Origin of the sequence: Agrobacterium sp. MCAB5 (assembly GCF_052114365.1) — a bacterium.
GTDB lineage: Bacteria > Pseudomonadota > Alphaproteobacteria > Rhizobiales > Rhizobiaceae > Agrobacterium > Agrobacterium tumefaciens.
Genome location: NZ_JBFREP010000016.1, coordinates 1 through 24886, shown reverse-complemented (window position 1 = coordinate 24886; position 24886 = coordinate 1). Strand labels below are relative to the sequence as shown.

27 protein-coding genes and 1 pseudogene are annotated in these 24886 nt (G+C 57.3%); 10 read left to right on the top strand and 18 right to left on the bottom strand.

Annotation, left to right across the window (positions count from 1 at the left end; genetic code table 11):
- Positions 1-11: 11 nt before the first annotated feature.
- From AB4Z23_RS25195 to AB4Z23_RS25180, 4 genes are all read right to left on the bottom strand, one after another.
- Positions 12-806 (bottom strand): TIM barrel protein, encoded by a 795-nt coding sequence (locus tag AB4Z23_RS25195; protein WP_060642069.1) that lies wholly within the window; start codon positions 804-806, stop codon positions 12-14.
- A gap of 84 nt (positions 807-890) precedes the next feature.
- Entirely contained in the window at positions 891-1679 is a 789-nt protein-coding gene (locus tag AB4Z23_RS25190; RefSeq protein ID WP_019565642.1) for an ATP-binding cassette domain-containing protein, read from the bottom strand.
- A complete protein-coding gene (locus AB4Z23_RS25185) occupies positions 1679-2800 on the bottom strand; it encodes an ABC transporter permease (protein WP_080802569.1) in 1122 nt (373 codons plus the stop codon). The genes AB4Z23_RS25190 and AB4Z23_RS25185 overlap by 1 nt, the downstream gene beginning before the upstream one ends.
- 126 nt (positions 2801-2926) lie before the next feature.
- On the bottom strand, positions 2927-3880 hold the full coding sequence (locus tag AB4Z23_RS25180) for a sugar ABC transporter substrate-binding protein (protein WP_441360940.1): 954 nt from the start codon (positions 3878-3880) through the stop codon (positions 2927-2929).
- Between the two features lie 175 nt (positions 3881-4055).
- Here AB4Z23_RS25180 and AB4Z23_RS25175 point away from each other — a divergent pair, with 175 nt between their 5' ends.
- Entirely contained in the window at positions 4056-5051 is a 996-nt protein-coding gene (locus AB4Z23_RS25175) for a LacI family DNA-binding transcriptional regulator (RefSeq protein ID WP_441360939.1), read from the top strand.
- 584 nt (positions 5052-5635) lie between these two features.
- Here AB4Z23_RS25175 and AB4Z23_RS25170 read toward each other — a convergent pair.
- From AB4Z23_RS25170 to AB4Z23_RS25160, 3 genes are all read right to left on the bottom strand, one after another.
- Positions 5636-6703 carry an alkene reductase gene (locus AB4Z23_RS25170; protein ID WP_209159917.1) on the bottom strand — a complete coding sequence of 356 codons (1068 nt, stop codon included), beginning with the start codon at positions 6701-6703 and terminating at the stop codon, positions 5636-5638.
- Between the two features lie 116 nt (positions 6704-6819).
- On the bottom strand, positions 6820-7227 hold the full coding sequence (locus tag AB4Z23_RS25165) for a winged helix-turn-helix transcriptional regulator (protein ID WP_080802563.1): 408 nt from the start codon (positions 7225-7227) through the stop codon (positions 6820-6822).
- A gap of 478 nt (positions 7228-7705) precedes the next feature.
- Positions 7706-8620, bottom strand: a complete 915-nt coding sequence (locus tag AB4Z23_RS25160) for a LysR family transcriptional regulator (protein WP_174066492.1) — start codon at positions 8618-8620, stop codon at positions 7706-7708.
- A gap of 99 nt (positions 8621-8719) precedes the next feature.
- Between AB4Z23_RS25160 and AB4Z23_RS25155 the strand changes: the two genes are divergently transcribed.
- The 7 genes from AB4Z23_RS25155 to AB4Z23_RS25125 all read left to right on the top strand — a co-directional run bounded on the left by AB4Z23_RS25155 (position 8720) and on the right by AB4Z23_RS25125 (position 13686).
- Positions 8720-9616: a pirin family protein gene (locus AB4Z23_RS25155; RefSeq protein WP_174066491.1), complete on the top strand. Its 897-nt coding sequence runs from the start codon at positions 8720-8722 to the stop codon at positions 9614-9616.
- Between the two features lie 22 nt (positions 9617-9638).
- Positions 9639-10235 (top strand): NADPH-dependent F420 reductase, encoded by a 597-nt coding sequence (locus tag AB4Z23_RS25150; RefSeq protein WP_441360950.1) that lies wholly within the window; start codon positions 9639-9641, stop codon positions 10233-10235.
- A gap of 118 nt (positions 10236-10353) precedes the next feature.
- Entirely contained in the window at positions 10354-10962 is a 609-nt protein-coding gene (wrbA, locus tag AB4Z23_RS25145; RefSeq protein ID WP_441360938.1) for an NAD(P)H:quinone oxidoreductase, read from the top strand.
- 73 nt (positions 10963-11035) lie between these two features.
- Positions 11036-11809, top strand: a complete 774-nt coding sequence (locus tag AB4Z23_RS25140) for an SDR family NAD(P)-dependent oxidoreductase (protein ID WP_174066489.1) — start codon at positions 11036-11038, stop codon at positions 11807-11809.
- A 25-nt stretch (positions 11810-11834) separates the two neighbouring features.
- Positions 11835-12281, top strand: a complete 447-nt coding sequence (locus AB4Z23_RS25135; protein ID WP_174066488.1) for an ester cyclase — start codon at positions 11835-11837, stop codon at positions 12279-12281.
- 11 nt (positions 12282-12292) lie between these two features.
- Complete coding sequence (locus AB4Z23_RS25130; protein WP_112651745.1) at positions 12293-13069, top strand: SDR family oxidoreductase; 777 nt, start codon at positions 12293-12295, stop codon at positions 13067-13069.
- 182 nt (positions 13070-13251) lie between these two features.
- Complete coding sequence (locus tag AB4Z23_RS25125) at positions 13252-13686, top strand: DoxX family protein (RefSeq protein ID WP_112682971.1); 435 nt, start codon at positions 13252-13254, stop codon at positions 13684-13686.
- A 55-nt stretch (positions 13687-13741) separates the two neighbouring features.
- On the opposite strand, the gene AB4Z23_RS25120 is transcribed toward AB4Z23_RS25125, so the two are convergent.
- The 10 genes and pseudogenes from AB4Z23_RS25120 to AB4Z23_RS25075 form a co-directional block, all read right to left on the bottom strand.
- Positions 13742-14512: an SDR family NAD(P)-dependent oxidoreductase gene (locus tag AB4Z23_RS25120; protein WP_441360937.1), complete on the bottom strand. Its 771-nt coding sequence runs from the start codon at positions 14510-14512 to the stop codon at positions 13742-13744.
- Positions 14513-14585: 73 nt separating this feature from the next.
- Positions 14586-15425 carry an oxidoreductase gene (locus AB4Z23_RS25115; RefSeq protein ID WP_441360936.1) on the bottom strand — a complete coding sequence of 280 codons (840 nt, stop codon included), beginning with the start codon at positions 15423-15425 and terminating at the stop codon, positions 14586-14588.
- Between the two features lie 20 nt (positions 15426-15445).
- Positions 15446-15748 carry a putative quinol monooxygenase gene (locus tag AB4Z23_RS25110; protein ID WP_441360935.1) on the bottom strand — a complete coding sequence of 101 codons (303 nt, stop codon included), beginning with the start codon at positions 15746-15748 and terminating at the stop codon, positions 15446-15448.
- A gap of 37 nt (positions 15749-15785) precedes the next feature.
- Entirely contained in the window at positions 15786-16070 is a 285-nt protein-coding gene (locus AB4Z23_RS25105; protein WP_112651735.1) for a DUF1330 domain-containing protein, read from the bottom strand.
- 52 nt (positions 16071-16122) lie between these two features.
- Positions 16123-16671 carry a flavin reductase family protein gene (locus AB4Z23_RS25100; RefSeq protein ID WP_003518746.1) on the bottom strand — a complete coding sequence of 183 codons (549 nt, stop codon included), beginning with the start codon at positions 16669-16671 and terminating at the stop codon, positions 16123-16125.
- Between the two features lie 57 nt (positions 16672-16728).
- A complete protein-coding gene (locus tag AB4Z23_RS25095) occupies positions 16729-17478 on the bottom strand; it encodes an SDR family oxidoreductase (RefSeq protein ID WP_112651733.1) in 750 nt (249 codons plus the stop codon).
- Positions 17479-17910: 432 nt separating this feature from the next.
- Positions 17911-19130: pseudogene (locus tag AB4Z23_RS25090) on the bottom strand (adenylate/guanylate cyclase domain-containing protein).
- Positions 19131-19314: 184 nt separating this feature from the next.
- The gene (locus tag AB4Z23_RS25085; protein WP_112651731.1) at positions 19315-20235 is read right to left on the bottom strand and encodes a helix-turn-helix domain-containing protein; all 921 of its coding nucleotides are present in this window, start codon (positions 20233-20235) and stop codon (positions 19315-19317) included.
- Between the two features lie 405 nt (positions 20236-20640).
- Positions 20641-20892 (bottom strand): Atu4866 domain-containing protein, encoded by a 252-nt coding sequence (locus AB4Z23_RS25080; RefSeq protein ID WP_003518754.1) that lies wholly within the window; start codon positions 20890-20892, stop codon positions 20641-20643.
- A complete protein-coding gene (locus AB4Z23_RS25075; protein WP_076845630.1) occupies positions 20889-21455 on the bottom strand; it encodes a hypothetical protein in 567 nt (188 codons plus the stop codon). Before AB4Z23_RS25075 ends, AB4Z23_RS25080 begins: the two co-directional genes overlap by 4 nt.
- Before the next feature lie 140 nt (positions 21456-21595).
- Between AB4Z23_RS25075 and AB4Z23_RS25070 the strand changes: the two genes are divergently transcribed.
- Complete coding sequence (locus tag AB4Z23_RS25070) at positions 21596-22495, top strand: LysR family transcriptional regulator (protein WP_003518758.1); 900 nt, start codon at positions 21596-21598, stop codon at positions 22493-22495.
- A gap of 198 nt (positions 22496-22693) precedes the next feature.
- Here AB4Z23_RS25070 and AB4Z23_RS25065 read toward each other — a convergent pair whose 3' ends face one another.
- Entirely contained in the window at positions 22694-23653 is a 960-nt protein-coding gene (locus tag AB4Z23_RS25065) for an MBL fold metallo-hydrolase (RefSeq protein ID WP_441360934.1), read from the bottom strand.
- Between the two features lie 93 nt (positions 23654-23746).
- On the opposite strand from AB4Z23_RS25065, the gene AB4Z23_RS25060 reads away from it, so the two are divergent.
- Positions 23747-24700, top strand: a complete 954-nt coding sequence (locus tag AB4Z23_RS25060) for a LysR family transcriptional regulator (protein ID WP_441360933.1) — start codon at positions 23747-23749, stop codon at positions 24698-24700.
- The last annotated feature ends 186 nt before the right edge of the window (positions 24701-24886 follow it).

The window sequence follows — 24886 nt, the reverse complement described above, 5'->3', positions numbered from 1 at the left end:
TGTTTTTGAAATCAGAGAGTGAAGGCTTCGCGGAAGGCAGCAAGCGCGGTGTCAGCATCTCCGGATGCCCATGCTTCCATCCCAATCGGGCCGGAGTAGCCCATGTGGCTCAGGGCTCTTGCGATCCCCTTCCAGTTCACTTCGCCGGTGCCCGGCTCAAATCGCCCGGGTACATCGGCCACCTGAATCTCACCGATCCACGGCAGGCTCCTGCGGCAAAGTTCGATCAGGTTCCCCTCACCGATCTGCGCGTGGTAGAGGTCCAGGTTCAAACGCAGGCGCGGATGGTCGATGCTCGATACGAGTGCCAACGTGTCTTCGGCGCGCCCGAACGGAACGCCGGGGTGATCGACGGGAAGATTGAGGTTTTCCAGCGTGAAAACCACGTTTTCTTCTTCCGCGAGGTCGACGATTCGGCGTAGCGTATCCTGAGCCTTCAGCCACATGGCTCCCGTGACGACCTCGACAGGCTGAATCGGTAGTCCACGATCCCCGAGGCCAGTGCCGTGAAGGTTGAGGCGCTGCACGCCAAGACGTTTACCGATCTGAGCTGTTTCGCGCGCGGTTCTCAAAAGTTCGGCTGCACCTTCTTCATCCGTAAGACGCCCGGTCAGGTAACCGTTCATAATTGTGAAGGTCGCACCTGTGGCTTCGAGCTTGGCGATGTCGTGCTCTGGCCAATTCCAGAGGCCCACGCCAAATCCCTGCTCCTTCAATCGGGAAGCGCGCCATTCGATAGGCTTGTCCCGCCACAGCATCTCCGCGCAGGCGGCTAACGGAAACGGGGTGTTATTCGTACTGCTCATTTGGGGTGGTTCCCTGGATTTTGGATATGACTGTCCCAAGGCCCGGCGAACGCGCCGGGCCAAAATTCATGTTTCCAAGTGTCTTCAAATGGTGCCGCCCAGCTCCGCGGAGATCGACTGGAGTTCTTTGCCGCCGGCCATCAGGTTCTGCAGGCCATCGAGGCTGATTTCATGTTTGGCAAATGTGCCAAGCGTCTTTCCCCTGTTCAGAGCTGTAAAACGGTTGCCGACGGCAAAAGCGTGTCGGACGTTGTGSGTAATGAAAATCACGCCCAGACCTTTGCGACGAACCTGATCGATGTACTTCAGGACCATCGAGGTTTGTGCAACACCGAGTGCAGATGTCGGTTCATCGAGAATGAGGACTTTCGCCCCGAAATACACGGCGCGTGCGATCGCCACGCATTGACGTTCGCCACCGGAGAGCGTGCCGACGGCCTGCCCGGGTTCACGAACATCGATGCCGATTCTCTTCATTTCTTCGCTGGTCACRCGATCCGCGAATTCCATGTCCATGTATTTGAACGGACCGAAACCCTTCAACGGCTCGCGACCCATGAAGAAGTTTCTTGTGACAGACATCAGCGGGATCATCGCCAGATCTTGGTAGACGGTAGCAATCCCGGCATCGAGCGCATCTCTTGGCCCGGTAAAGAGATGTTGTTTCCCCTCGACGAGGAAGTCGCCGGATGTCGGTCTGTGAACGCCGGAAAGAGTATTGATCAGAGTTGATTTTCCGGCTCCGTTATCTCCGAGGAGGCACAGAACCTCTCCTGCGTGAACACTCAGCGAAACGCCGTTGAGTGCGATAATCGAGCCGAAGTGCTTTACGAGGTTCTTGACCTCGACGAGTGGTGTCTGGCTCGTGCTCATCAGCGTTCTCCCGTCACACGCTTGCGAATGATGTTGTTGAAAATAACCGCAATCAGCAGCATCCCGCCGAGGAAGACGAGGTACCAATCCTGGTCGATTGACGTGTAGGTGAGACCGATCAAGACCATGCCAAAGACGATCGATCCGAAGAACGCACCGATTGCCGAACCATATCCTCCAGTCAGGAGACATCCGCCGATGACGGCCGCAATGATGGCTTCGAACTCCTTCTGAAATCCCCGTCGTGCGTCCGTTGAACCCGCATCAAGCACGGTGAGGATCGCGACAAGAGTGGCGCACATGGCGGTAACAATGAAAAGGGTGGTCTTTACGCGCGCGACGGGAACACCCGACTTGCGAGCTGCCTTCGGGTCGCCTCCGGATGCAAAGATCCAGTTTCCAAACCTCGTGCGCAGCAGAACCCAGGTCGCGACGAGTGCAATCAGCACAAACCAGAGAATTTCTACGGGGATACCGGGGACTTTCGGCGTTCCATTGGGGAAGGTCTCGATGACGCCTGCACTGCCAAGCCACGTGAAGAGGCCCGGGAAGGCATCGCCTGAGAACAGCGGCGCAAGGGGACTGTCCGCCACAGCTTCCCTCATGCCGCGAAGCTGTGTTGAACCGCCGCTCGCCCACTTCAGTCCGACGAGCGTGAGGCCACGAAGAATGAAGAGAAACGCAAGCGTTACTATAAACGATGGAAGTCCGGTGCGCATGGTGAGCTGGGCGTTGGTGACACCGATGACCACGGCGAAAGCAAGCGCGATCAGGATCGCGACGCTGAGCGGCAGATTAAGGACCACAAGGGCCGTGCCAAAAACTAGCCCTGCGAACGCGACCATCGAGCCGATCGACAGATCGAATTCGCCGCCGATCATCAAGAGTGCCGCGCCAACCGCAAGAATCCCCAGTTGAGCAGCTGGCGCCATGAAGTTTACAACGCCTGCAAGTGTGAACATGGCAGGGTTTGCGGTCAGCATGAAGAATGTTGTGACGAGCACCAGTCCTGCGACTGCGCCGAGTTCCGGACGTCGCGCGAGCGCGGTCAAAGTCGAAACCTTTTTCAGGCGCTCGTCGGATCGAGTCGGGGACCCGTTCTGTTCGTTGGCCAGCGTCATGGTCGTACCTCAGATGTCAGTTGTTTACGTGCGCCTTCGGCTGCCGTTCACGCTTCACGCGGATCGGATGTCGGGCGATGAGGGCAGCCCCCGCTGGAGGTGCGGGAGCTGCCGGATGGGTCCCGCTCAGCGGATACCCTGGGAGGAYTTCTCAATCACCGAAGCGGCGGTATCCTTCTCGACAAAGCTCGGACCCGAGGCAACGTTTCCAGCAGGAATCGTGCCATATCTTGCATTCAGCGCGAGGAATGTGACTGGCAGATATCCCTGGAGATAGGGTTGCTGATCCACGGCAAAAAGCGCCTTGCCTTCCGAAACAGCCTTCAGGAAATTGGCCGAGAGATCGAAAGAAGCGACCTTRACCTTGTCGCCATTGCCCATCTTCTCGACAACAGCAACCGCTCGCTCACCGACGAGCGGTGCCGACAGGCCAAGCACGACATCGACAGAAGAATCCGAGGTTAAAGCAGCCTGGATCTTTGATTCAATTTCCGCCGGGTCGGCGGAAGTCGGCAAGACCGTTACCTTTCCACCTTCGAAGCCCTTGGCGGTACCTGCACAGCGCTGGTCAAGGGCGGCATTTCCCACCTCCTGGTTTACGCACAGCACATGCTTCATGCCGAGAGACTTGAGTTTTTCGCCGACCTTGGCCCCTGCGGTAAGTTCGTCCTGGCCAACATGAAGCTTGATGCCAAGCTTTTCCGTTGCGGCAATGCCGGAGTTCATGGAAATGACGGGGATACCGGCCGCGATGGCCTTGGCAATCGCCGKGCCTAGCGCATCCGGATCGGGATTGGAAATTACAATGCCCGCCGGGTTTTGATTGACTGCGGCCTCAATGAGCTGAGCCATTGCGACCATATCGAAGGTCTCGGGTGCCCGGTAGTCAACCTTGGCATTGATGTCCTTGCCGGCCTGCATCATTCCGTTTTTCACGATCGACCAGAAGGGGTCAGAAGCTTGTCCATGAGTGACGGCGATGATGCTGGGCTGCTCCTCGGCTTTGACGCCAACCGACCAAGCGCCAATCAGTGACACGGCAATAGCCGCAGAAGCGAAATTCTTCCAAATGGATTTCATTTTTTCCTCCTCAATGTCACCCACTCCTCTGAGTGACGAATTCGAATGCTACCGGGTGCAAATGTGTTTGCTACCGGGTGCAAGCAGGTGCATGTTATGTCAGAATGCGTTAAAAGCAAGCATTCATTTCACTGAATCAAAAAAATGGAATTTATGTTCCATTACCGGAGAGTTTATGCGSAAGAGAGCAACGGCTAAACAGGTGGCAGATGCGGCGGGAGTCTCCAAGTGGACCGTGATACGCGCTTTCACACCGGGAGCATCGATTACCGACGAAAGCAAGCGGAAGGTCCTGGAGACCGCTGCAGCTTTGAACTACACGCCGAACCTTCTTGCACGAAGCCTTGCCACCAACTCGACGGGGCAGATCGCTGTCTTCGTGGATGACTTTTCCAACCCGCAAAAGCTCCCTTTCCTTGAGGCGCTTACCGARAAGCTCCAGGCCGCAGGCCTGGTCGTGATGCTGATCAATATCAATAGCCACTTCAACCATGTGAACGCACTTCTCCATGCGGACCAGCGTCAGGTCGATGCCATCATTCTGTTTGGTACAGCGTTTCGCGACGAAACCCTGACAGACCTGCAGCACGGACGCGGCATGCCGCCTATGTTCGTGCTTGCACGTGACAGTCAGATCGACGGCGTGCCAGCGGTTGTCTGCGACGCGGAACTTGCTCTCAGGGAGATCGTCGACCACCTTCATGCGCAGGGATACAAACGCCCGGGCTTCATGAGCGGTGCTGCCGCTTTGTCCACGGCTTTAAAAAGAAGCCATTACTTCACGGAGTTCTGGGCAGAAAAAGGCATCMAAAACATCGTCCAAATGAGCGCGGAAAAATACAGTCTGGACGCTGGTGCGGCCTCGGTGAGGAAGTACTTAAGCGAGACTTCACCGCAAGATCGCGTCGATGTGCTAATGTGCGAAAACGACATTCTGGCAATGGGCGCAATGGATGAGATCCGGGCAAACTTTCGCCTTCAAGTTCCCGAAGATATTGCGATAGTGGGTTTCGACAACTACGAGATATCCGGTTCGTTCGGATACGGCATTACCACCTATGAGCAACCGCGCGACGAAATGATTGATGCAATTCTGAGTATGATCAAGGGGAGTTTGGCTTTGAAGACGGTAACTCTTCGGGGCGAGCTTGTCGTTCGAAGCTCAACTTAAACGCTGTCGACTGATCACAGTTGACTATTCTTTAGGACCATCCGATCGGAACGTCACAAAGTCGCGGCGAAGCTTGGGTGTCATCCAAACTGGATTTCATCAACGAGGCAGGCATGCAGTGTGCGTACCGACCGCCTTGGACGGAATCGAGCCGTCGACCTGCCACTACTTCAAATGCAAACTCGCAGATAAACCCGCCAGATCAAGTACCTGGCCCACTTGGAATGTCGGGAAGGGGTCGYGCGGGGACTRTCTGGTGTTGGGGTGTCAAAGGCTAGAGCGAACATCGAAGGATCTGCCGCCTTGTCCGAGTTCGGCCATTGCGGCATCGGCGTCGATGGTCACTGAAATGGCCTTGCCCAAACTGAGGGCGCACTTGCAAAAAACGCCGAGCGAACCATTCATGGCCTCCGGGCGACCATCGCCCCATCCTCGACCTCTATCGCCCAGGAACGGCTGAACTACTTCGCAGCCGCTCGTTACGATCTAGAGCCATCAGGAACTGCTCTCACGACGATCCCGTCACTCTGTCCGAAATGGAGTGAGAGCGACGGGACAGCAGATGAAGCCTAGCCTGACATGCTTCAGCCGAGGGGTGGATAGTCGGTATAGCCTCGCTCGTCGCCCACGTAGTAGCTGGACGGGTCGGACGGCGCCAATGGGGCATTTTGACGGAAGCGTTCGGGCAGGTCCGGGTTGCTAATGAAGAGAGTTCCGAACGTCACCGCGTCCGCCAGATTGCTTGCTATCGCCCGCTCGCCACTTTCTCGGTCATATCCAACGTTTACGACAAACAAGCCGGAGAACCGCTTTCTCGCCTCGGGCGCCAGCAGCTTGAGACTCTCGGGAAGCTGCGCCGACTCCATGAAGTGAAGAATGCCTACCTTCCTCGTTTCGAGAGCTTCGACGGCGAACATATAGGTGCCCTCCAGGTCGCTATCGCCCATATCGTTGTAGGGTATCCGGGGCGAGAGCCTGACCGAAACACGGGAAGCCCCAAATACCCGGATTGCGGCGTCGGTTGCTTCGAGCAGGAAGCGGGCGCGGTTTTCGACAGGGCCGCCATAGGCGTCCGTTCTCTTGTTGGAACCGTCCTCGAGGAATTGGGCCGGCAGATAGCCGTTGGCGCCATGCACCTCAACCCCATCGAAACCAGCGGCCTTGGCCGCACGCGCGGCGGCCTCGTAGTCCTGAATCGTACTGTGGATCTCGTCGAGGGTGAGAGCCCGGGGGGTGACGGTCGGCTTTGGCCCCTCGGGCGTGAAAGCCTGGCTATTGAAGGGCACAGCCGAAGGCGCGACAGGCAAGGCTCCGCCATGGAAGTCTGGATGAGAAGCGCGGCCGGTATGCCAGAGTTGGGCGAAGATGAGGCCCCCGGCGTTGTGCACGGCCCGGGTGACCTTTCGCCATCCCTCGATCTGCTCGGCCGTGTGGATTCCCGGCGTATTCGTCCAGCCGATCGCCTGCTCGCTGATCTGAGTCCCCTCAGAGATGATCAGGCCAGCGGTGGCGCGTTGGGCGTAGTAGGTTGCAGTGAGCTCGTTCGCCACATGGTCTGGTGACCGCGCTCTTGTCATCGGGGCCATGAAGACGCGGTTCTTGAATTCGAACATCTCGGTCTTCAGCGGGGTCAGCAATTTTAACTCAGTCATTTTGACGCTCCAGTTGATCTGGGACGCCTAGGTATACGTTATAGACTTGCTGTCAATCAGGCACCTTAAATCGCCTTGGTAGGCCTGAGGATACCTGGTCGCCGTCTTGRTTGGGCTCAATCAGCCCGTTTTCCCAGCTGAATACCGCTGAAACCGTCATCTGATCGTCGGGCGTCGAAGGCTTCCCGCGCTGCATTGACCTCCGGCAGCTTGTCCAGCGTCCACCGGTGAAGCTCGCCGAACGGCTTTTGCAGTGTTTGGCCCAGCTTTGTGATCTCATACTCCACAGCCACCGGCGATACGGACACGATGCGACGAGTGATGAGACCGTTGCGTTCCAGTTTGCGGAGACACTGTGTCAGAGCCTTCTGGCTCACGCCCTCCAGACGCTTACGGATGAGGTTGAACCGATGAGGTCCGTCCGACAGAACCGCCAGAACCATCATGGACCACTTGTCGGCGATCTGATCGAAGAGTGTCCTGCTGGCGCAGTCCGAGGAGAAGCAAATCGGATCTAATTCCATGACGATACGCACCTTCACAATCCATCCATGTCGATATCTTTATGCGCACATGTAGCCCATGTATACTTGTATTTSCCGAGGCGCTCCCTCAACACAAACTTCAGCCGGGTGCAGCAGACTCAAAATGACCGGATGTGGGGTGCGAAGCGATCACTGCGTGCGCGCCGCGAGTGGGCCATCAAAACCGCGCTGCCAGCATCGTGCTCTTGAAGGGATGCGAACCTTCGACCATTGAGACATATCAGCTAGGTGCCTGAAAACATGGGAAATTGCGCTGCGCGCTGAGTGAGGCAGTCAGGCGGGTCGCGACGATGAAAAGTTTGCGCATTATCTCGCGGTCGCAAGTCGACCTACAACAGCCAAGCGGAAACGCCATCTCGTTGACCGCAATATTGCGTCCCCGGGAGATGCGGGGGGCAGTGATCTGTATACTGCACCGAGACACGCAAGAACTACGCGATCGCATTTTTGCGATGGTCTAACCAGCCGCTATCGGATCATCGATATCTTGGCTCTGGAAATGGTCGATCAAAAAGCGGGCGGCCGGTCCTGGAGGTGTGTCCGTTCTATAAACAGCCTGAAGGCGGTAAGGACCGCCCTTGCAGTCAGGAAGATCAAGCTGCACCAGACGCCCTGCCTCAATATCGTCTCTTACCATAGGTTCGGGCATGTTGCCCCAACCAATGCCTTCTTTTAGCAGCATGTGCTTGGCGCCGAGGTCAGCGAGCCGCCAGGTATGGTTCCCGACAACAGCGAACTCGTGTCCTTGGGTAAGAGGCGATCTGTCGGTCAGGACCAACTGGATATGTCCTCGGGCCGCGCCCGGTGGATGAGATCCCCCAGCTAAGGGATGATCTGGTGAAGCGACGGGGATGAGTTTGACAAAGCCCACACCGATGCGCTCGAGGCCCGCAATCTCAACATCAAGGGGGCCACTGATGCCGATCGCTGCCGTACGGTTGAGAACAATCTGGGTGACGGCACCTAAAGCTTCGACATAAAGCCGAAGGGAAACGCTCGGGAATTCCTTCCGAAACGCCTTCAGCGCATCCATCACGCGTGCCGCCGGTAGCATGACGTCAAGTGCCAGGTGCACCTCCGGCTCTACACCACGAAGCATACTTTTTACCTTGGCCCGAAGATTGTCKATGCCATGGGCSACGCTCTTGGCYTCGGCAAGGACCGTYCTYCCYTCCAAAGTYAGYTGCGGCTTCTTCGTCGAAAGCCGATCGAAGAGCGTGACCCCCAACTGCGCTTCTAGGTTGGCGATTGTGTAGCTGATCACAGAAGTAGCACGGTTGAGCTTCCTGGAAGCAGCCGCGAAGCTGCCTGTCTCTACAACTGTAATGAACACTTTGAGCTGATCCAGCGTCGGTTGGCCGGGGTCTGACATTTCTAATTCCTCGAACGTTTTCGCCGAAATTATCTGAGTTTTCCGAAACGTCCAGTGGGCCTACCTTCAATCCATCGAATTCAACCGCCGGAGCTGACAATGTCCTATTTGTCGAACGCTGACATCGAGCAGGTTATCCTGCCCTCGACCCGTGATCTCGGAGGCTTCTCCGTTCGCCGGGCGCTGCCTGCGGCCATGCGCCAAATGGTCGGGCCATTCATATTCCTCGACAGTTTTGGACCCGTGCGGTTCGGTGCTGGTGAGGGAATTGATACCCGCCCTCATCCACATATCGGCCTTTCAACACTCACTTACCTTCTCGAAGGTGAGCTGCTGCATCGTGACAGCGAAAGCTACGTCCAGTCGATCAGCCCAGGGGAAGTCAATCTGATGGTCGCCGGTTCCGGCATTGTCCACTCGGAGAGGACGCCGGACCATATTCGCAAGGACGGGGGAAAACTCACGGGCCTGCAGAGCTGGATCGCTCTTCCCAAACAATCGGAAGAGACTGCACCGCTCTTTCAGCACCTCGGCGCCCATGAACTGCCGACGATCAATGGTGAGGGCATCGATATGAAGCTTCTCGCCGGCACGCTGCACGGACGGCGCTCACCTGCCAGCACCTTCTCTGACCTCTTTTCTGCAGAAATCCAGCTTCAGGCTGGAGCACGCTACAGGATCGACGGTGAGCATATCGAGCGAGCGATCTTCGTCGTCAGCGGTACGATCGAGATCATCGGGCAGGACGGAACCTACGGCCCGGATCGTCTTATCGTGTTCAAGCCCGGCGCGGAGATCGTGGTGAAGGCGAACGAGCCAGCCCGGTTTCTCGCCTTCGGAGGCGAGCCGCTTCCTGAAAAGCGGTTCATCCGCTGGAATTTCGTGGCCACGGACCAGGAGCGCATTCGCCATGCGGCAAACCTGTGGCGCGAACGGCAATTTCCCGGCGTGCCGGGTGACGACGAATTTACTCCCCTACCAGACAACTTCAACTGAAACCCAATCAAGGAGAAATACTATGACGACCTATGCAATCATCGGTTCTGGTGCGATCGGCTCGGCACTTGCTGAGCGCTTCCACGCTGCAGGAGTTGAAGCCGTTATCGCCAACACACGCGGTCCGGGCTCGCTTCAATCTTTTACCGACAAGTTCGGCAGCACGGTGAAGGCTGTCGAACTCGATCAGGCTCTTCAATCCGACGTTGTTATTCTGGCCGTGCCTTATGACGCTGTACCGGAAGTCGCTRGCAAAAATGCAGCCTGGGATGGCCRYACCATCGTCGACGCGACGAACGCTATTGACTTTCCTGCTTTCAAACCACGTGACCTTGGTGACCGGCTGTCTTCGGAAATCGTCTCCGATCTCTTCCCTGGCGCTCAGCTCGTGAAAGCGTTCAACACTCTCCCGGCCGCCGTATTGGCTGCCAATCCGGTAAAAGCGGGCGGAAAGCGCGTTCTCTTTCTGTCGGGTAATTTTCCAGAGGCCAGCAAGAAGGTAGCAGACCTGATCGCTCGTCTGGGCTTTGCGCCGTCTGACCTTGGCACCTTCAAAACCTCCGGTTCAATTCAACATTTTGGGCAGGCGCTGGTCGCGCTCAACCTGCTGAAGGACTGAGACGCCAAATCGATCGATAAAATCGAACGTAATGCGCCAAATTATACAGGTTCTATTGAATGATGAAAAAGCAGATGTTGTCTCCATCGAATTCAGCCATCCCCACGGAGCAAAGCAAATGACCAAGGTACTCGTCCTCTACTACTCGTCGTACGGCCACATCGAGACGATGGCAGGCTCGATCGCAGAAGGCGCGCGAAGCGCCGGCGCCGAAGTGACAATCAAGCGTGTCCCGGAAACTGTTCCGCTCGAAATCGCCGAAAAGGCTCACTTCAAGATCAACCAGGAAGCCCCCATCGCGACAGTGGCCGAACTGGCGGATTATGATGCAATCATCGTCGGCACCGGCACCCGCTTCGGCCGGATGTCGTCGCAGATGGCGGCGTTCCTCGATCAGGCCGGTGGCCTGTGGGCTCGTGGCGCTCTGAACGGCAAGGTGGGCGCAGCGTTCGCATCGACCGGCACCCAGCACGGCGGGCAGGAGACCACCCTGTTCTCGATCATCACCAACCTCATGCACTTTGGCATGATCATCGTCGCCCTCCCCTACAGCCATCAGGGACAGATGAGCAGTGAAGAAATTGTCGGCGGCGCCCCTTACGGGGCAACGACAGTTGCCGGTGGCGACGGGTCGCGCCAGCCTTCGCAGATCGATCTCGCCGGTGCCTTTCATCAGGGCGAGATCGTCGCCCGCACTGCAGCTGCTCTTGTCGCTGCGCGCAACTAAACCCGCCTGAATCAATCTTAAAATTCAGCTCCAACCAGACCAGCCGATTGCGATCGGCTGGCAAGGAGAAGTCATGTCCTCGCTTTTCTCAAACAAGGTCGTCGCGGTTACCGGTGCAGGCTCTGGGATCGGTCGGGCGATAGCACTTGAGCTCGCTCGCGACGGCGCGACAGTGCATCTGGCTGATCGCGATGCCGAGGGTCTCACCCAAACGGCAGAGCTCATCCGCGCCGAAGATGGCCGGGCGTTCACAACCGAGCTCGATGTCGCGAGCGAGCTTCAAGTTGTCGGATGGATCGAACAGATCGATGCCGCATCCGGTCGGCTCGACGCGGCCTTCAACAATGCCGGGATAACCGGCCCTGCAAAGCGGATTGAAGATTACCCATTGGAAGACTTTCAGCGGGTCATCGCAGTCAATCTCCAGAGTGTCTTTCTTGGGATGAAGTACCAGATCCCGCTGATCAGGCGCAGTGGTGGTGGATCTATCGTGAACACGGCTTCCGTCGCCGCTTTGACGGGACCGGGAGGCATGAGTGCCTATGCTGCTTCCAAGCACGGGGTGCAGGGCCTGACCCGGGTCGTCGCGATGGAGAATGCAGCGCACGGCATCCGCGTCAACGCGATCGCGCCTGGCTGGACTGAAACGCCCATGGTCGCAGCAAACAGCCGGCAGAACCCGGCTTTTGCGGCACTCGCCCAGAACGCCATTCCTGCCAAACGCGGCGGCAAGCCGGAGGAAATCGCGGCCGCGGCAATCTGGCTTGCCTCCGACGCCGCCTCCTATGTCACCGGACACATGCTGACCGTCGACGGCGGCATGACCATCGGTGGTTTTGAACTCTGACAGCGAACCTCGAAAGGAAAATCCCATGTCAGACCAACCTGAAGCATTGAAAGCAATCGTCCGCCGCAACGCGCTCGAGGTGCAGTCCGGCGGCAACTTCGAGCTTTTCGACGAGCTTTTCGCCGACGATTTTCTGGACCACACACCGCAGCCAGGCGGCACGCCAGATAAGCAAGGAGCCCGTCGTCTTTACCACGCGTTGCGCGAAGCCTTCCCGGACTTCCACGCCGAAATTCACTGGCAAGCGGTCGACGGCGACATCGTGACGACTTTCAAGACCTATCACGGCACGCATCAGGGCATCGTCCTTGGGATCGCGCCAACGGGCCGCCAGATCAAATTCGAAACCGTCGACGCCATGCGCATTCGCGACGGCAAGATCGCCGAACATTGGGGTGTTGCCAATCTCTACTTCCTTCTGCAGCAGCTAGACGCCCTGCCTCCTTCGGCGCCGAAAATCCCTGAAGTTTAAGGACGAATGTCATGACCAAAACTAACATCCTCGATGGCAAAGTCGTCATCGTAACCGGTGCATCAAGCGGCATTGGCCGTGCGATCGCCATCCGTGCTGCCGAACACGGCGCCAAAGCAGTTATCGTCTCTGACGTTGTCGAGGCACCCCGGGAAGGCGGCGAACCCACTGCTTTGGAGATCCGAAAGCTCGGAGCCCAGTCGATGTTCGTCAAAGCAGACGTCAGCCGCAAGGCTGACAACGACGCCTTGGTGGCAGCTGCTGAAGAATTCGGCGGCGTCGATGTCATGGTCGCAAATGCAGGTATTACACTGAAGACAGACGGCGCAGAGGTTCCCGAAGACGATTATCGGCGGCTGATGTCTGTCAATCTCGATGGGCCGCTGTTCGGCGCTCAGGCTGCTGCCCGCCAGATGAAGGCGCTGAACAAGCAGGGCAGCATTGTCCTCATGGCAAGTATGGGTGGCATCTCCGGGGCCGGCATCACGGTTGCTTATTCGACGAGCAAAGGCGGTGTTGTGCTGATGGCCAAATCATTGGCCGATGCTCTTGGCCCCGACGGTATCCGCGTCAATGCAGTCGCACCCGGCACCATCGACACAGAACTTCTTCGCACCAGCCCCGGCATCGCACAGGCCTCCGAGGGCTTTCGCCAGAGGACGCCGCTTCGCCGGCTTGGCAAACCGGCAGAAGTCGGAGATGCTGTCGCCTTCCTTGGCTCGGACCTGTCGAGCTATGTGTCAGGCACTGCGCTCCTGGTGGACGGCGGACTGCTCTCCGTTATCTGATTTCTCGACCCTCCAGTCGGACCCGCGCCCTCAAAAAGCGCGGGTTTTTCTTTACCTTCATCGTTCGATTTTTTCGACGATAATCGGCGACATTATCCAGCTTTTTCGTTCGATCGGATGATGGCAATTTCTCCTCAAGACGCAACCACGGTGGCTACGCCCCAAACTTAAGGAGAACGTCCATGTCTTATTCCGAAGCAATCGCCCAGCGCGTTGAAACTCTCTCCCATTCGGCCCTCATCAACGGCGTCACGCCTCTCACCGGCCGTGTCCTGCTGGCGGCAATCTTCCTTCTGTCCGGTATCAGTAAGATCTCTGATCCAGCTGGGACGATCGGCTATATCAATATGGTCGGCCTGCCCTTCCCGCCGCTGTCCTACGGTGCAGCGGTCGTGACTGAGCTCCTGGGCAGCATTGCCCTGATCCTCGGTTTCCAGACCCGCATCGTCGCTCTGATCCTTGCCCTGTTTAGCGTTGCCACGGCACTGACGTTCCACAACAACCTCAGCGACCTGAACCAGTTTATCCACTTCTTCAAGAACATCGCGATGGCCGGCGGCCTGCTCCAGGTCGTGGCGTTCGGCGCAGGCCGTTTCAGCCTCGACGCCCGCCGCTAAGCGAAGCATCCGATCAAAAGAAAAGCCCGGACGATGGTCCGGGCTTCTCGTGTTTTTACTTGCCCCATTCCGGGCCGCCATCGGTGCAGGTCTGGCCCCCATCGACAGGCAAGACAATTCCCGTGATCCAGGCCGCTTCATCACTGGCAAGAAAAGCAACCGCCGAGGCAATCTCTTCAGGTTGGCCTGCCCGTCGCAACGGGATCCGGTCCCACGCCTTTTCGAGAAGCGCGTCATCATCCATGATGGCATCCACCATCCCCGTAACAGTAAGTCCGGGCGCCACTGTATTGGCTCTGACACCGAACTTGCCGAGGTCACAGGCGGCTGAGCGGGTTAGGTTCGCAACCCCACCCTTTGCAGCATTATAGGCCGCATGGCTCCAGCCGCCACCAAGGGATGAGACGGAGCCGATGTTGACGATCGAACCCTTGGTCTCCTTCAGATGCGGGACCGCTGCACGGCTCATGTAGAAGACACCGGAGAGGTCAGAGGCAATGCACTCGTCCCAATCCTGATCGCTCGTCTCTTCGATGGTGCCGACGAGATTCATGCCGGCGGCATTGACGACAGTGTCGATCCGGCCGAAGCGCTCCACGGTCGCGGCAACAAGGGCGTCGCAGTCCGGCCGTGAAGAAACATTCGCGACAAAGGTGCCACYGCGGCCGGCCGGCATCTTGGAGGCACGTTCCGACAACCGCTTCTCCGTCCTGCCGGAGATCATCACGGACGCTCCTTCTTCAAGAAGCCGGTTGGCAATGGCGGCGCCGATACCGGAACCACCGCCCGTGACGATAGCTACCTTTCCATCAAATCGCTTTGACATGACACACTCCTTCATTCTCCGTGGCGAAGGCCGCGGCAGTGTTGGTTTCGTGTTTGGGTCTGACTGGATTGGTTCAGTTTGTCGGGAAGTCGGCGGAACGAGACAAAGCTTCCCAGGCGAAGACGTTTGCCTTGAGATCGTCAGCCTTCTTCAGKGCTGCGTCCRCGGCRTCATTGCCGAGCGGAAGRTGRTGCGGAGGCTGKTSMGCCAGCACGGCTTCCCGGATCGCCTTTGCTGCGCGCGCGGGRTCACCGGCCTGCTTTCCGACCGATGCGTGGTAAGCACGACGTGCCTCGCCCGCTGTCGCCTCATAATCTTCAATGGACGCGGAGACCTCGTTCGACGATCCTGCCCACTCCGTCCGGAACGCGCTTGGCTCGACGGTCAAGACGTTGATCCCGAGTGGGGCGACTTCTTGTCGGAGCGTATCCGACAGGCCTTCCACGGCAAATTTGGTGGCGCAGTAGTAGCCCACGCCTGTGTAGCCGACCAGGCCGCCGATTGATGTCAGATTGACGATTGTACCACCGCGGCGGGCTCGCATATTCGGAAGCACAGAATGGATCGTATTGGCGACACCAAAGAAATTGACATCAAACAGGCGGCGGGCGTCGGCTTCGGCGGTTTCTTCAATAGCACCGAAGAAACCGATCCCGGCGTTATTGATCAGAACGTCGATGCGTCCGAAGTGCGCTTCTGCAGCGTCAACAACCTTTTGGCACTGATCCCGATCGATGACGTCGAGCGGGAGGATCAGGGCATCGCCCTTCTGCTCAAGATCCGCGATTTTGTCAGTCTTGCGAGCCGTCACCACGACYTTTTCACCGGCTTCCAGCAGGTGTTCTGCGATGTAGCGACCGAAGCCTGTAGAGCATCCGGTTACGAGCCAGACTTCAGGGTTTTGCGTGCTCATTTCATATACTCCTTTCTGTTTCAGGCCTGCGGGGACCGTTGCTGGTAGCCGCAGATTTCCACGTCTTCGACGCACAGGTCCGGGACCTTCGCCATGAAGGCCTCGACGTAAGGTGTGCTCATATGCAGTTTGAAGTCGGAGGCGTGCCGCCAGTCTTCGAGCACCATCCACACGTCGGGAACGTCACTGGACTGGTGGATCTCGTAACGGAGGCAGCCTTCCTCGTTTCGGGACGGAGCGACGAGCTGAAGCAGTTCGTCACCCAGATCTCCTGAGCGGCCCGGCTTAGCAGTGAAGTAGGCCACATTGGTGAGGTCAGCCATTTCAGGTCTCCTTGTTCAGTAAAGCCGATGCGGTTTATCAGACGCCGTTGATCGCAATGATCCGCGATCCGGCCGCCGCCTGACGTTGAGCCGCAAGCGGTGCATATTCCGGCGATGCGAAGAGCTCACGGATCGCGTGCCTGTCCGGAAATTCGATGATGAGCATATTGGTGGCCGTCCAGCCTTCCAGCTCTAGAGGGCTTTCATCGATGGCTATGAGCTTGCCGCCGGCTCTGGCGACGAGCGGCAATGCCTTAGACCTGTAATCTTCGATAGACTTCATGTCGTGGATGTCGAGATCGACGACGAGATAAGCAGTCATGGTTTTCTTCCTTTCGTAATGGGTTGCTGGTGTATTTTGGGCCCGGCGCCTCTCACGGGAGATGGCGCCATTTGACCATCCGATCTCGAAGATCGAGTGTGCCGCCGTCGACGGTGAACGTGCCGTCGCCGCGGTGATGCATCATTCGACGCTCTTTTCGGGTCTCATTGATCCATATCCTCGTCGCCTCGAGGATGAAGAGGTTGTAAGGATCCGAGAGCCTGGTATCGACGACCCGGCATTCTATGTTGGCCAGGCAGTCTGAGAGGAGCGGGGCTGATACGTCCTTGGCAGGTCGCGTTTTGAGACCATACCTCTGGAATTTATCCACCCGATCGCCTGAACAGTTGCCGACGTCGACAAGGGTTTCAGCAAGATCGAGACCGGGCACAGCGATGACACATTCTCCGGTTTTTCGGATAGCCTGATAGCTGTGATCCCAGGGCCCGATGACACAACCGATCAGCGGCGGGTCATGCTGGATCATCATATGGAAGCCCATTGTCATCACATTGGGCTTGCCGTTATCGCTCGTTGAGACCATGACGATCGGGCCAGGTTCCAGAACGCGATATGCTTGAGATGCGGGTAATTCCTTCATGACAATCTCCCTTGAGAGGTCCCTGCATCTAGGCAGGGACCCTTCAGGGCCGGTCTGTTACCAACCCTGTTCTACTGGCAGAACGAACAGCTCGGCGACGTCCACATGAGCCGGGGCTTGGGCGGCGAAGACGATGGTGTCGCCGATATCCTCGCCCTGGAGGAAGGTCATCTGGCTCGCCAGCTCGTCCATCTGCTTGCGGTAGCCCGGATCGGTGATGTGGTCGTAGAGCTCGGTGGCAACGGCGCCCGGCTGGATGCAGGTCACGCGGATGCCGTGTTTCTGGCCGACTTCCATACGCAGGCCATCCGAGAAAGCCGTTACCGCATGTTTCGTGGCGCAGTAGACCGACAGACCCTTGAAGACCTTGCGACCAGCGATTGAGGACATGTTGAAGACATGGCCCGAATGCTGCTTGATCATCTGTGGCAAAACGGCGGCCGTCGTGTTGAGCAGGCCCTTGACGTTCACGTCCACCATCCGTTGCCACTCGTCAACCTTGAACTGATCGATATCGGAAAGCGGCATAAGACCGGCATTGTTGACGAGGATGTCGATCGAACCATAGGCATCGATCAGCTTCTTCACGCCCGCATCGATCGAGGTCGTGTCAACCACGTCCATCTTGATGACAAGGGCTTCGCCACCCTTGGCTTCGATCTGTTTCTTGAGATCTTCGAGCTTGTCGGTGCGCCGTGCAGCGATACCGACCTTGGCACCGGCTTCAGCAAGCTTTGCAGCGGTCGCAGCGCCAATTCCACTCGATGCGCCGGTGACCAGTGCGATCTTTCCGTTGAGGTTGGTCATTGTCTTCACTCCTTGTCTGAAGCCCACCACCGCAGTGGGCGTTTCGTTTTGACAAGGAGGAATTTAAGCCGATCGTCGGCGCCCTTCTCACGGGCTCTTGCTCGACCTGTCGCGATCTTGCTCGAAACTGTGAGAGGTTAAAAACCAGCCTCGGCGATAGTGACTGGGGCGGCAGGCCATTTTCGCAACGGGCTAGCTGGACCAACTGAAAGTCTTCGTCGATTTCGACGTAAACAAGAATGTGGCCGCAGCCACGCGCGCTATTGCGTTTGCTGAGCCGATCAAAATATCTGGAAGGAGCCCCATCATCCGTTTCCCGAAATTTAGGCATGTTTAGGGAGACGAGACACACTACAGGTGAGGCCACGCGTCCGGAGCTGATAATGCTGATGCGAGCGTGCCAACGGCGCTCAATGGAGCGGAAACTCTCTTTCAGCCGACGGCGTGATGGGGATTATCAAGCGTGTAAAGCATTTGCGCGCCTTCTACGCCCTTGAGTGCGAACCGGCCTACGCATGAGAGACGCTGACGATCACGCCCCTCTATACAGTCTGCAAAGTTGGAAGAAGTAAGCAGGTTTACATCCAATGACCGACACATCGAGACGATGCGGCTTACCTCGTTTACGGCGGGACCTATCACGGTGAAATCGAGTCGATCCTCGCTTCCGATATTCCCGTAAAAAACATCACCGATGTGTAGTCCGAGACAGACTTCCGTAGTGGGGCGGCCTTCCGATGTTCTCCTGCTATTAAGGGCTTCAAGCCGCAGGCGAAGAAGCTTTTCGGCTTTCAACGCGGCGTCACAGGCATCGATTTGTCGATCCCCTCTGAAAATTGCCAGGACGCCATCACCGATTAATTTCAGCACCGTCCCGCCAGCCTCATGGACGGCCGAGATCACCGCGTCGCTGTAATCATTCAGGAGAGGAATGATCTCTTCAGGCGCTACTGTAGCAGAAATTCTTGTATAATTTGCTAGGTCCGAGAACCACAGGGCTGCGGATATACGTTCTGCCGAACCACGGTTGATTTTACCTTCAAAGACTTTCCGTGCCGCGTCGTGCCCGAGATAGACCTCGGCAATCGTCCTCGCAATCCGCGCAAGCGCAGTGCTTTTGATTGCCAAAGCCAGAACCGGCAGAAGCTTGCGAAGGTTCTGAAGATCGAGATCAGAAAAGCCGGCGGAATCACGTGTGGCGAAGTGCGAGAAAAAGCAGTCCATCTCGCCGATGGTTCCCTGTTTTTCAAACCTATGGATAAAGGCAACGAAGTCAGTGTGACCAGAACGACGCATATCATCCAGCGTTGCGAAGTCGGCCGGATCGCCTAGTCCGATACGACGTCGGATTTCAGAATCCTCTCCTGCCTACAGATCATAGAAAGCTGAGCGTTTCCAATTTTCCAACGCGTCTCGGAACTACTGGGACCGTACTCGAATTCTGTTTCCACCACTTGCTGACTATCCCATCGAAAGGCGCGCCCCTCGTGGACCGGGTGAAGCGTGTCAATAAGAGCAAGACTGCGGTCAAGTGGTAAACCGGCGTCGCGACATGCTGCACAAAAGCCACCGAGCAACACGGACTCGCTTGCTCCTCGAAGCCCTTGGTGAGCTACCCAGGCGGAAATCCTCTCTATGTCTTCGTCAGTCATGCCTCTGGAAACTTTCGCGAGCCGTTGTGCCTCACTGTGCGCACTAAAGTTAACGAAAACAAGGCGCTTTGGCTTTCGGCCGCCCCAATCGACCAAAGCCGTCGTTCATCCCGTATTTTGCTTTTCCGGATCCGATCATTCGAACCGCGAACGCTATTGCGATTTTGCTCGGGCTGGCCGAACTTTATCCTCGCCGGTAGTGACTTGGCGGCAGGCCGGTTTCTCGACGGAACACCTGAGCGAAATGGCTAGGGCTGGAATAGCCGACGGACATGCCGATTTCGATAATGCTGGTATCCGTCTCCTGCAGAAGCAGCCGGGCCTTTTCCACGCGCTGGCGAATGAAGTAGCGCGACGGTGAAAGGCCGGTGGCTTTCTTGAACAGGCGGCTGAAATGAAATTCGCTCATCCCCACTGTCTCGGCGAGTTGGGCCAGATGGAACGGTTCGGCCAGATGCTCTTCCAGATGCGCGACCGCACGTCGAAGCTTGAACCCGGGAAGCGCGTTCTGCCTGTCCTCGGCAACTTCACCAGATGCATAGTTCCGGATCAGATGAACAGCGAGGCTTTGCGTAAGGCCCTGGATGAACAGCTGGCTTCCCATTCCTTCTGCCGTCAGTTCCTGATGAACCAGCGCGAGGAGGTGAGACAGTTGCTTGTCCTTGCCGCCGGAAACGTCGCTTAGTACCGGTGGAGCCACGCAACCCAGCACATCGTAGGCAACACGCTCGAACAGCGGTACGGAAAGATAAAGATGCATTACCTGGAAAGGTGCATCACCGATCGCGCGCCAGCGCATTTCATAGGGTGTGGGAGAGCGGGTCAGGAAAAAATCACCGACCGTAACCGTATTGGCGACCCAGTCCCCGTCAAGATCACGTTCCTCAACCACCGCTTCTCCTGAAATCACCCAGACGATCAGGGGTTCGGCAACAGCGGGAACAAGAAAGGGCTCCTGCTTGTTGAGACGAGAATAGACCTGCACGAACATGTCGCTCCACGCGGGACTATCGCCACTAACGAGCGTGCGACCGGCTATATACTGCTCAAGCCCGAGCGGGGACGTCCGCTCGGGCCTAGCAATAACCTTTCCCATTTCGGGCATGAATGCCCCTCGATAAGTGGGTTTTCCAGTCACGGCCGGGGCAGAGCGTATATCGTTTTGACGGGATTGTTCTACGGTTTCCAATGCGGTCCCTCCCTAAAAACGGGGCTAGCTGTTTAAGGTTGCCAAAGACTTCAACGGGACTTTTGTCGGCTCACATGTCGCACACAACCATCCCCTCCAATGATACAATGCAGCATTTGGTTTCGTCAGACAGGAATATAAAGATGGTCTCATCCGACACTTTGAGGCAAAAAACCCCCGTTAACGACGAACGTGACTGCTTCACCGTCGAACATGTTTCGCTTGAGCAAACATCGCGGACTACGATCGCGGCGATGATGTAACGGAGCGAAAAACGCATCACGCCGGCRATGGACATGTGCCGTCGTGATCGCGTCTCGTTTACGTCCTGCGATAGAGAACCATGCCGGCATGGTACAGGACATCATCGACAAAGTCGCCGTCGGCCGTAAAACCGGTATCGTCCCAGTACTCGATGTGATCCCCGGACACCTCGTATCGTCCTTGATATGCACTTTCGCGTCGGCCACGCGCCTCGTCGTAGCGGCCATTCGGGAGCAACTGGTGGCGGATGCGGCGGTCTGCGGTCTCCCACATGCCAACATAAGGGTGCAAAGGCGTTGCGGTCGTCATTGTGCCGCCTCCGTCTTGCCCAGGAAAGACTGAATGGTTTCGGGCTCAACGACCCAAGCGTAGTTCAGTTCATGGCGGATTTTCCATTTGCCAGCGGTGCATTCCCACCCTAGCTGCGAGCGCCCATCAAAAGCGATCACCTTGCCGTCGAGACGATCGATGCGGCCGACGAAACCAAGCGTCGTCGAAGCGACCGTGTCGCCGACGATCGCATCATGACCGCCGGTCAGGCCGTGGCGAACAGATCGGGCAGCGTTCTGCAACTCCTCCCAGTTGGCGCCATAGCGAGCCGAGTTGTCAAAGAGCTGTGTGCTGCCTGGGGCGAAATTGTCGTAGAAAACCCCTTTAGTGTCTTCCAGGTTGTAATACCGGTTCAGCTTCTCTGCGAATACGAATTTGCCGTCGCCTTCATGGCGTTCCCAACCCTTCATGATCCAATCGGCATGAAGCGCAAGCGGAGCGTCGGCGCCTTCCCGAGGGCAGGAGCTGTCCTGTGCAGCGACGGGTCCGGCGCAGATCCCAAGTGCCAGAGCTGCTGCGAGTGTGATCTTGTTGTTTGTCATTGGAATCTCTCCTTCGATGATCGGTTGTGCTTGTTTGTCAGCTGCCGGTTTGACCGGTCGGCTATGGGCAAAAGGTAGACAAATTCGATTGTCGCTTGTATACCCTCGTCGCTAACTGTTTTGGTTAGCAGAATGCGACAATGACAATCGATCTAAACTTGGTGCCGATGTTTCTGGCCGTCGCCGAGGAGGGGAATTTCAGGGCGGCCGCAGATCGCCTTGGCGTGACACGCTCGGCGGTTAGCCAGGCGATCAGACGGCTCGAGGATATTTGCGGCATCGCGCTTGTCAGCCGCACGACGCGCAGTGTGCGGCTGACAGAGGCGGGCAATCGCTTCCGTGAAAAGCTGTCTCAGCCAATGGCCGATGTGAAATCGGCATTCGAGGATGTCGCAGGCGACGCAAGGCCTAGCGGCTTGCTGCGGATCGCGGTTACGTCGATTGCGGAACAATTTCTGTCAGGGCCGCTGATCGCGTCCTTCGCGCAAGCACATCCGGGCGTCACGATCGATGTCACGGTGACCGACGACGTCTTCGACATCGTAGCAGCCGGCTACGATGCGGGGGTTCGGTTAGGTGATGTGATAGAGCAGGATATGGTTGCAGTGCCACTCACAAAAGAAGAGAGAGAAGTGGTAGTCGCGACTCCGGGATATTTCGATGTTCATGGAACGCCCCGCCACCCCCGGGACCTCGTACATCATCGCTGTATCGGCTGGCGTCCGTCTCCAAGTGCTGCGCCGTATCGATGGGAGTTCGAGGAAGATGGCATACCTTTCGACGTTGGGGTCGAGCCGCAAATCACCACCAACGATCTGCATCTGATGGTTCGTACCGCGCTCGCAGGCGGCGGTATTACGTTCGCATTGGAGGAGACGTTCCGCCGATACATCGATCGCGGCGAGTTGATCACGGCGTTGAACGCCTATTTGCCCCCCTTTCCCGGGTTCTTCCTTTATTTTCCCAATCGCCGCAATATGGCGCCCAAGCTGCGTGCGCTCATAGAGCATGTCCGCGCACATAGATCGACACAGCCCTAGCTTTCCGCGGCGAAAACTGGCTGGGTGCGCCGTGTCTCGCACCCATAGATGGTTCTGCTTTCCCGTCCGCTCGACCTGAACCACGTACGGTGGATACGGGCCGGTCGGACTTGTAGAGAACAACCTTTGGCGCTGCGGAAGACGAGGCTATTTCGAGCCTCGTCAGGCCATCGCTTAACCGGACGGTCAATCTTAATCCTAGGAATAGTTGACCGGGAGCCAGTCATAATTGGTGCTATCTGTACGCACGTGGCCGACCCCGGGAAACGCAATATGGGCGCCCGCCACCAGATATTTACCGTCCACCGCCTGTTTGAATGCAAGGTCGCGGGCAGCAACGGCGGCYTTCTGWTCGATATCGAATTCTATGGCGATGCCGGGCTCATCGAACTGCAGGATATCGCCATGGGTGATGTCGCCCCAGAAGACGATCTTCTGGCCTTCGCTTTCCAGCGTGATGGCGCTGTGACCCGGCGTATGTCCCGCATAAAGAATCGAGCCCAGACCCGGGACGGGTGCTTGGTTATCTCCGAAGGTTTCAAATTTTCCAGCTCGCACGTAAGGCGTCACGCACTGGTCTGCCTCGCCAAAATGCTGCTTGACGATGCCGGTCGCCGTTTTGGCGTTTTCCGGGCTCAGCCAGAATTTCGCCTCCCGCTCATTGACCCGTAATGTGGCGTTAGGGAAAGTGCGTTTGCCTTCGCTCATCAACCCACCGGAATGATCGGTATGAATATGGGTGAGGATGACATCGTCAATGTCACCTACCTTGTATCCGGAAGCCTCGATGTTGGACACGAGCTTGCCGAGCGATGGGCCCAAATAGGTACCGGTGCCTGCGTCGATCAGCACCAGTCTTTCGCCGGTGTTGACCAGGAATGCGTTGACGGAAGTTGGTACGATTTCCGGCAGAAAAGCATCATTCAGAGCGYCCTGCGCGTGTTCTTCGCTAGTGTTGGTGTAGAGCTTGGCRAGCGGCAGGRCAACTGTGCCGTCCGACAGGGCTGTGACCTCTACGGAGCCGATCTTCAGCCGGTAGAAACCCGGTGCCTGAACAGCGGCAAAAGGYGCCTTGGCGAAGACGATTGATGGCGCGACAAAGGGCGCTGCGACKAAGCCAGTCAGAGCGYTTTTGAGAATGGAACGACGAGATGGCATGGGTTTGCTCCTTACGTTGCGGTGCGGAACGGCTTGCAAGTTCCTGCCCATCAGCTAAGGATGCGCTAGTCAACAATCAAATCGATACAACTCATGCAGGTCATCGATCATTTCAATCTTCGTTCCTTCGACCTCAATCTTCTCGTCGCCTTCGATGCGATGATGGAAGAGATGAGTGTAACGCGTGCAGCACAACGATTGAAAATCCAGCAGCCCGCCATGAGCCATAACATCGCCACCCTGCGCACGCTGTTTCAGGATGAGCTGTTCATCCGTGTCGGGCAGGTGATGAAGCCGACGGCGCGGGCGCTAAATTTGTCTGGCCCGGTGCGGCAGGCTCTGCGACAGGCGCAAGCGGCGATGTTGATGGCGGATGCCTTCGATCCGGCGACCGARCGTCGAACATTCCGGCTGGGGCTTTCCAGCGAGGTGGAACTGTTGCTGCTGCCCGATCTGACAGCGCGGTTGCGGGATATCGCCCCGGGTATTCGTATTCTGGCCCGAGGTGGCGATGCGGCAGAAGTCGATGGGATGATGGATGCGGGCGTCATCGATCTGTCTGTAGGGTGCAGTTACCTGCCGGACTCACGGCACCATTGCGAACCGCTTTATCAATCCAGCGTATTGTGCTGTTTCAATCCGCAATTGATAACGCTTACCAACCCGGTGAGCATGGATGCCTATTTGGCCGCACAACATGCGGTGATCTCGCAGACCGACAGCCTGCATGGCTGCGTCAAGGATGCGCTGGAGCATGCGGGGGCAGAACTGGAMGTMGTGGCGGCRGCTCCSGATTTCATGTCGATATTGGCGACGGCGCGTTCATCTGCCGTGATTGCAACCGTATCGTCACGCATTGCACTTCGTTACGGACCGCTGCTGGGACTTGATGTAAGCCCTGTGCCGCTCGCGCTGTCTTTTCCACCCGTATCCATGGTGTGGCCGCTTCAGATGGACAGCGATCTCGGTTGCGCGTGGTTGCGGCAGCAGATCCGTGAAGCGATGCTAAGAACAAATGGGAGCAACGCCGCGGATGTTACGGTGTGACGGGCGTGGCGATCAGCATGTGTCTGAAGTCCTAACACCTTGAGATCCCATCAGGGGTGAGTAGCGGCCTGCACCATGGCAGAGTGAGGTCGCTAGAAAACTCTCTGGAGGCCAATCATGCCGATAACAGCAGATCAAACTCAATCGCAGATCACTACTCCCGTCGATCTTGGCGCAATATTCGTC

Excerpts from the sequence above, each read along its gene's own strand:
- AB4Z23_RS25195 (WP_060642069.1), bottom strand. The coding sequence starts at position 806 with ATGAGCAGTACGAATAACACCCCGTTTCCGTTAGCCGCCTGCGCGGAG.
- AB4Z23_RS25185 (WP_080802569.1), bottom strand. The coding sequence starts at position 2,800 with ATGACGCTGGCCAACGAACAGAACGGGTCCCCGACTCGATCCGACGAG.
- AB4Z23_RS25170 (WP_209159917.1), bottom strand. The coding sequence starts at position 6,703 with ATGACTGAGTTAAAATTGCTGACCCCGCTGAAGACCGAGATGTTCGAA.
- AB4Z23_RS25165 (WP_080802563.1), bottom strand. The coding sequence starts at position 7,227 with ATGGAATTAGATCCGATTTGCTTCTCCTCGGACTGCGCCAGCAGGACA.
- AB4Z23_RS25155 (WP_174066491.1), top strand. The coding sequence starts at position 8,720 with ATGTCCTATTTGTCGAACGCTGACATCGAGCAGGTTATCCTGCCCTCG.
- wrbA (WP_441360938.1), top strand. The coding sequence starts at position 10,354 with ATGACCAAGGTACTCGTCCTCTACTACTCGTCGTACGGCCACATCGAG.
- AB4Z23_RS25140 (WP_174066489.1), top strand. The coding sequence starts at position 11,036 with ATGTCCTCGCTTTTCTCAAACAAGGTCGTCGCGGTTACCGGTGCAGGC.
- AB4Z23_RS25135 (WP_174066488.1), top strand. The coding sequence starts at position 11,835 with ATGTCAGACCAACCTGAAGCATTGAAAGCAATCGTCCGCCGCAACGCG.
- AB4Z23_RS25130 (WP_112651745.1), top strand. The coding sequence starts at position 12,293 with ATGACCAAAACTAACATCCTCGATGGCAAAGTCGTCATCGTAACCGGT.
- AB4Z23_RS25125 (WP_112682971.1), top strand. The coding sequence starts at position 13,252 with ATGTCTTATTCCGAAGCAATCGCCCAGCGCGTTGAAACTCTCTCCCAT.
- AB4Z23_RS25110 (WP_441360935.1), bottom strand. The coding sequence starts at position 15,748 with ATGGCTGACCTCACCAATGTGGCCTACTTCACTGCTAAGCCGGGCCGC.
- AB4Z23_RS25105 (WP_112651735.1), bottom strand. The coding sequence starts at position 16,070 with ATGACTGCTTATCTCGTCGTCGATCTCGACATCCACGACATGAAGTCT.
- AB4Z23_RS25100 (WP_003518746.1), bottom strand. The coding sequence starts at position 16,671 with ATGAAGGAATTACCCGCATCTCAAGCATATCGCGTTCTGGAACCTGGC.
- AB4Z23_RS25095 (WP_112651733.1), bottom strand. The coding sequence starts at position 17,478 with ATGACCAACCTCAACGGAAAGATCGCACTGGTCACCGGCGCATCGAGT.
- AB4Z23_RS25085 (WP_112651731.1), bottom strand. The coding sequence starts at position 20,235 with ATGCCCGAAATGGGAAAGGTTATTGCTAGGCCCGAGCGGACGTCCCCG.
- AB4Z23_RS25080 (WP_003518754.1), bottom strand. The coding sequence starts at position 20,892 with ATGACGACCGCAACGCCTTTGCACCCTTATGTTGGCATGTGGGAGACC.
- AB4Z23_RS25075 (WP_076845630.1), bottom strand. The coding sequence starts at position 21,455 with ATGACAAACAACAAGATCACACTCGCAGCAGCTCTGGCACTTGGGATC.
- AB4Z23_RS25070 (WP_003518758.1), top strand. The coding sequence starts at position 21,596 with ATGACAATCGATCTAAACTTGGTGCCGATGTTTCTGGCCGTCGCCGAG.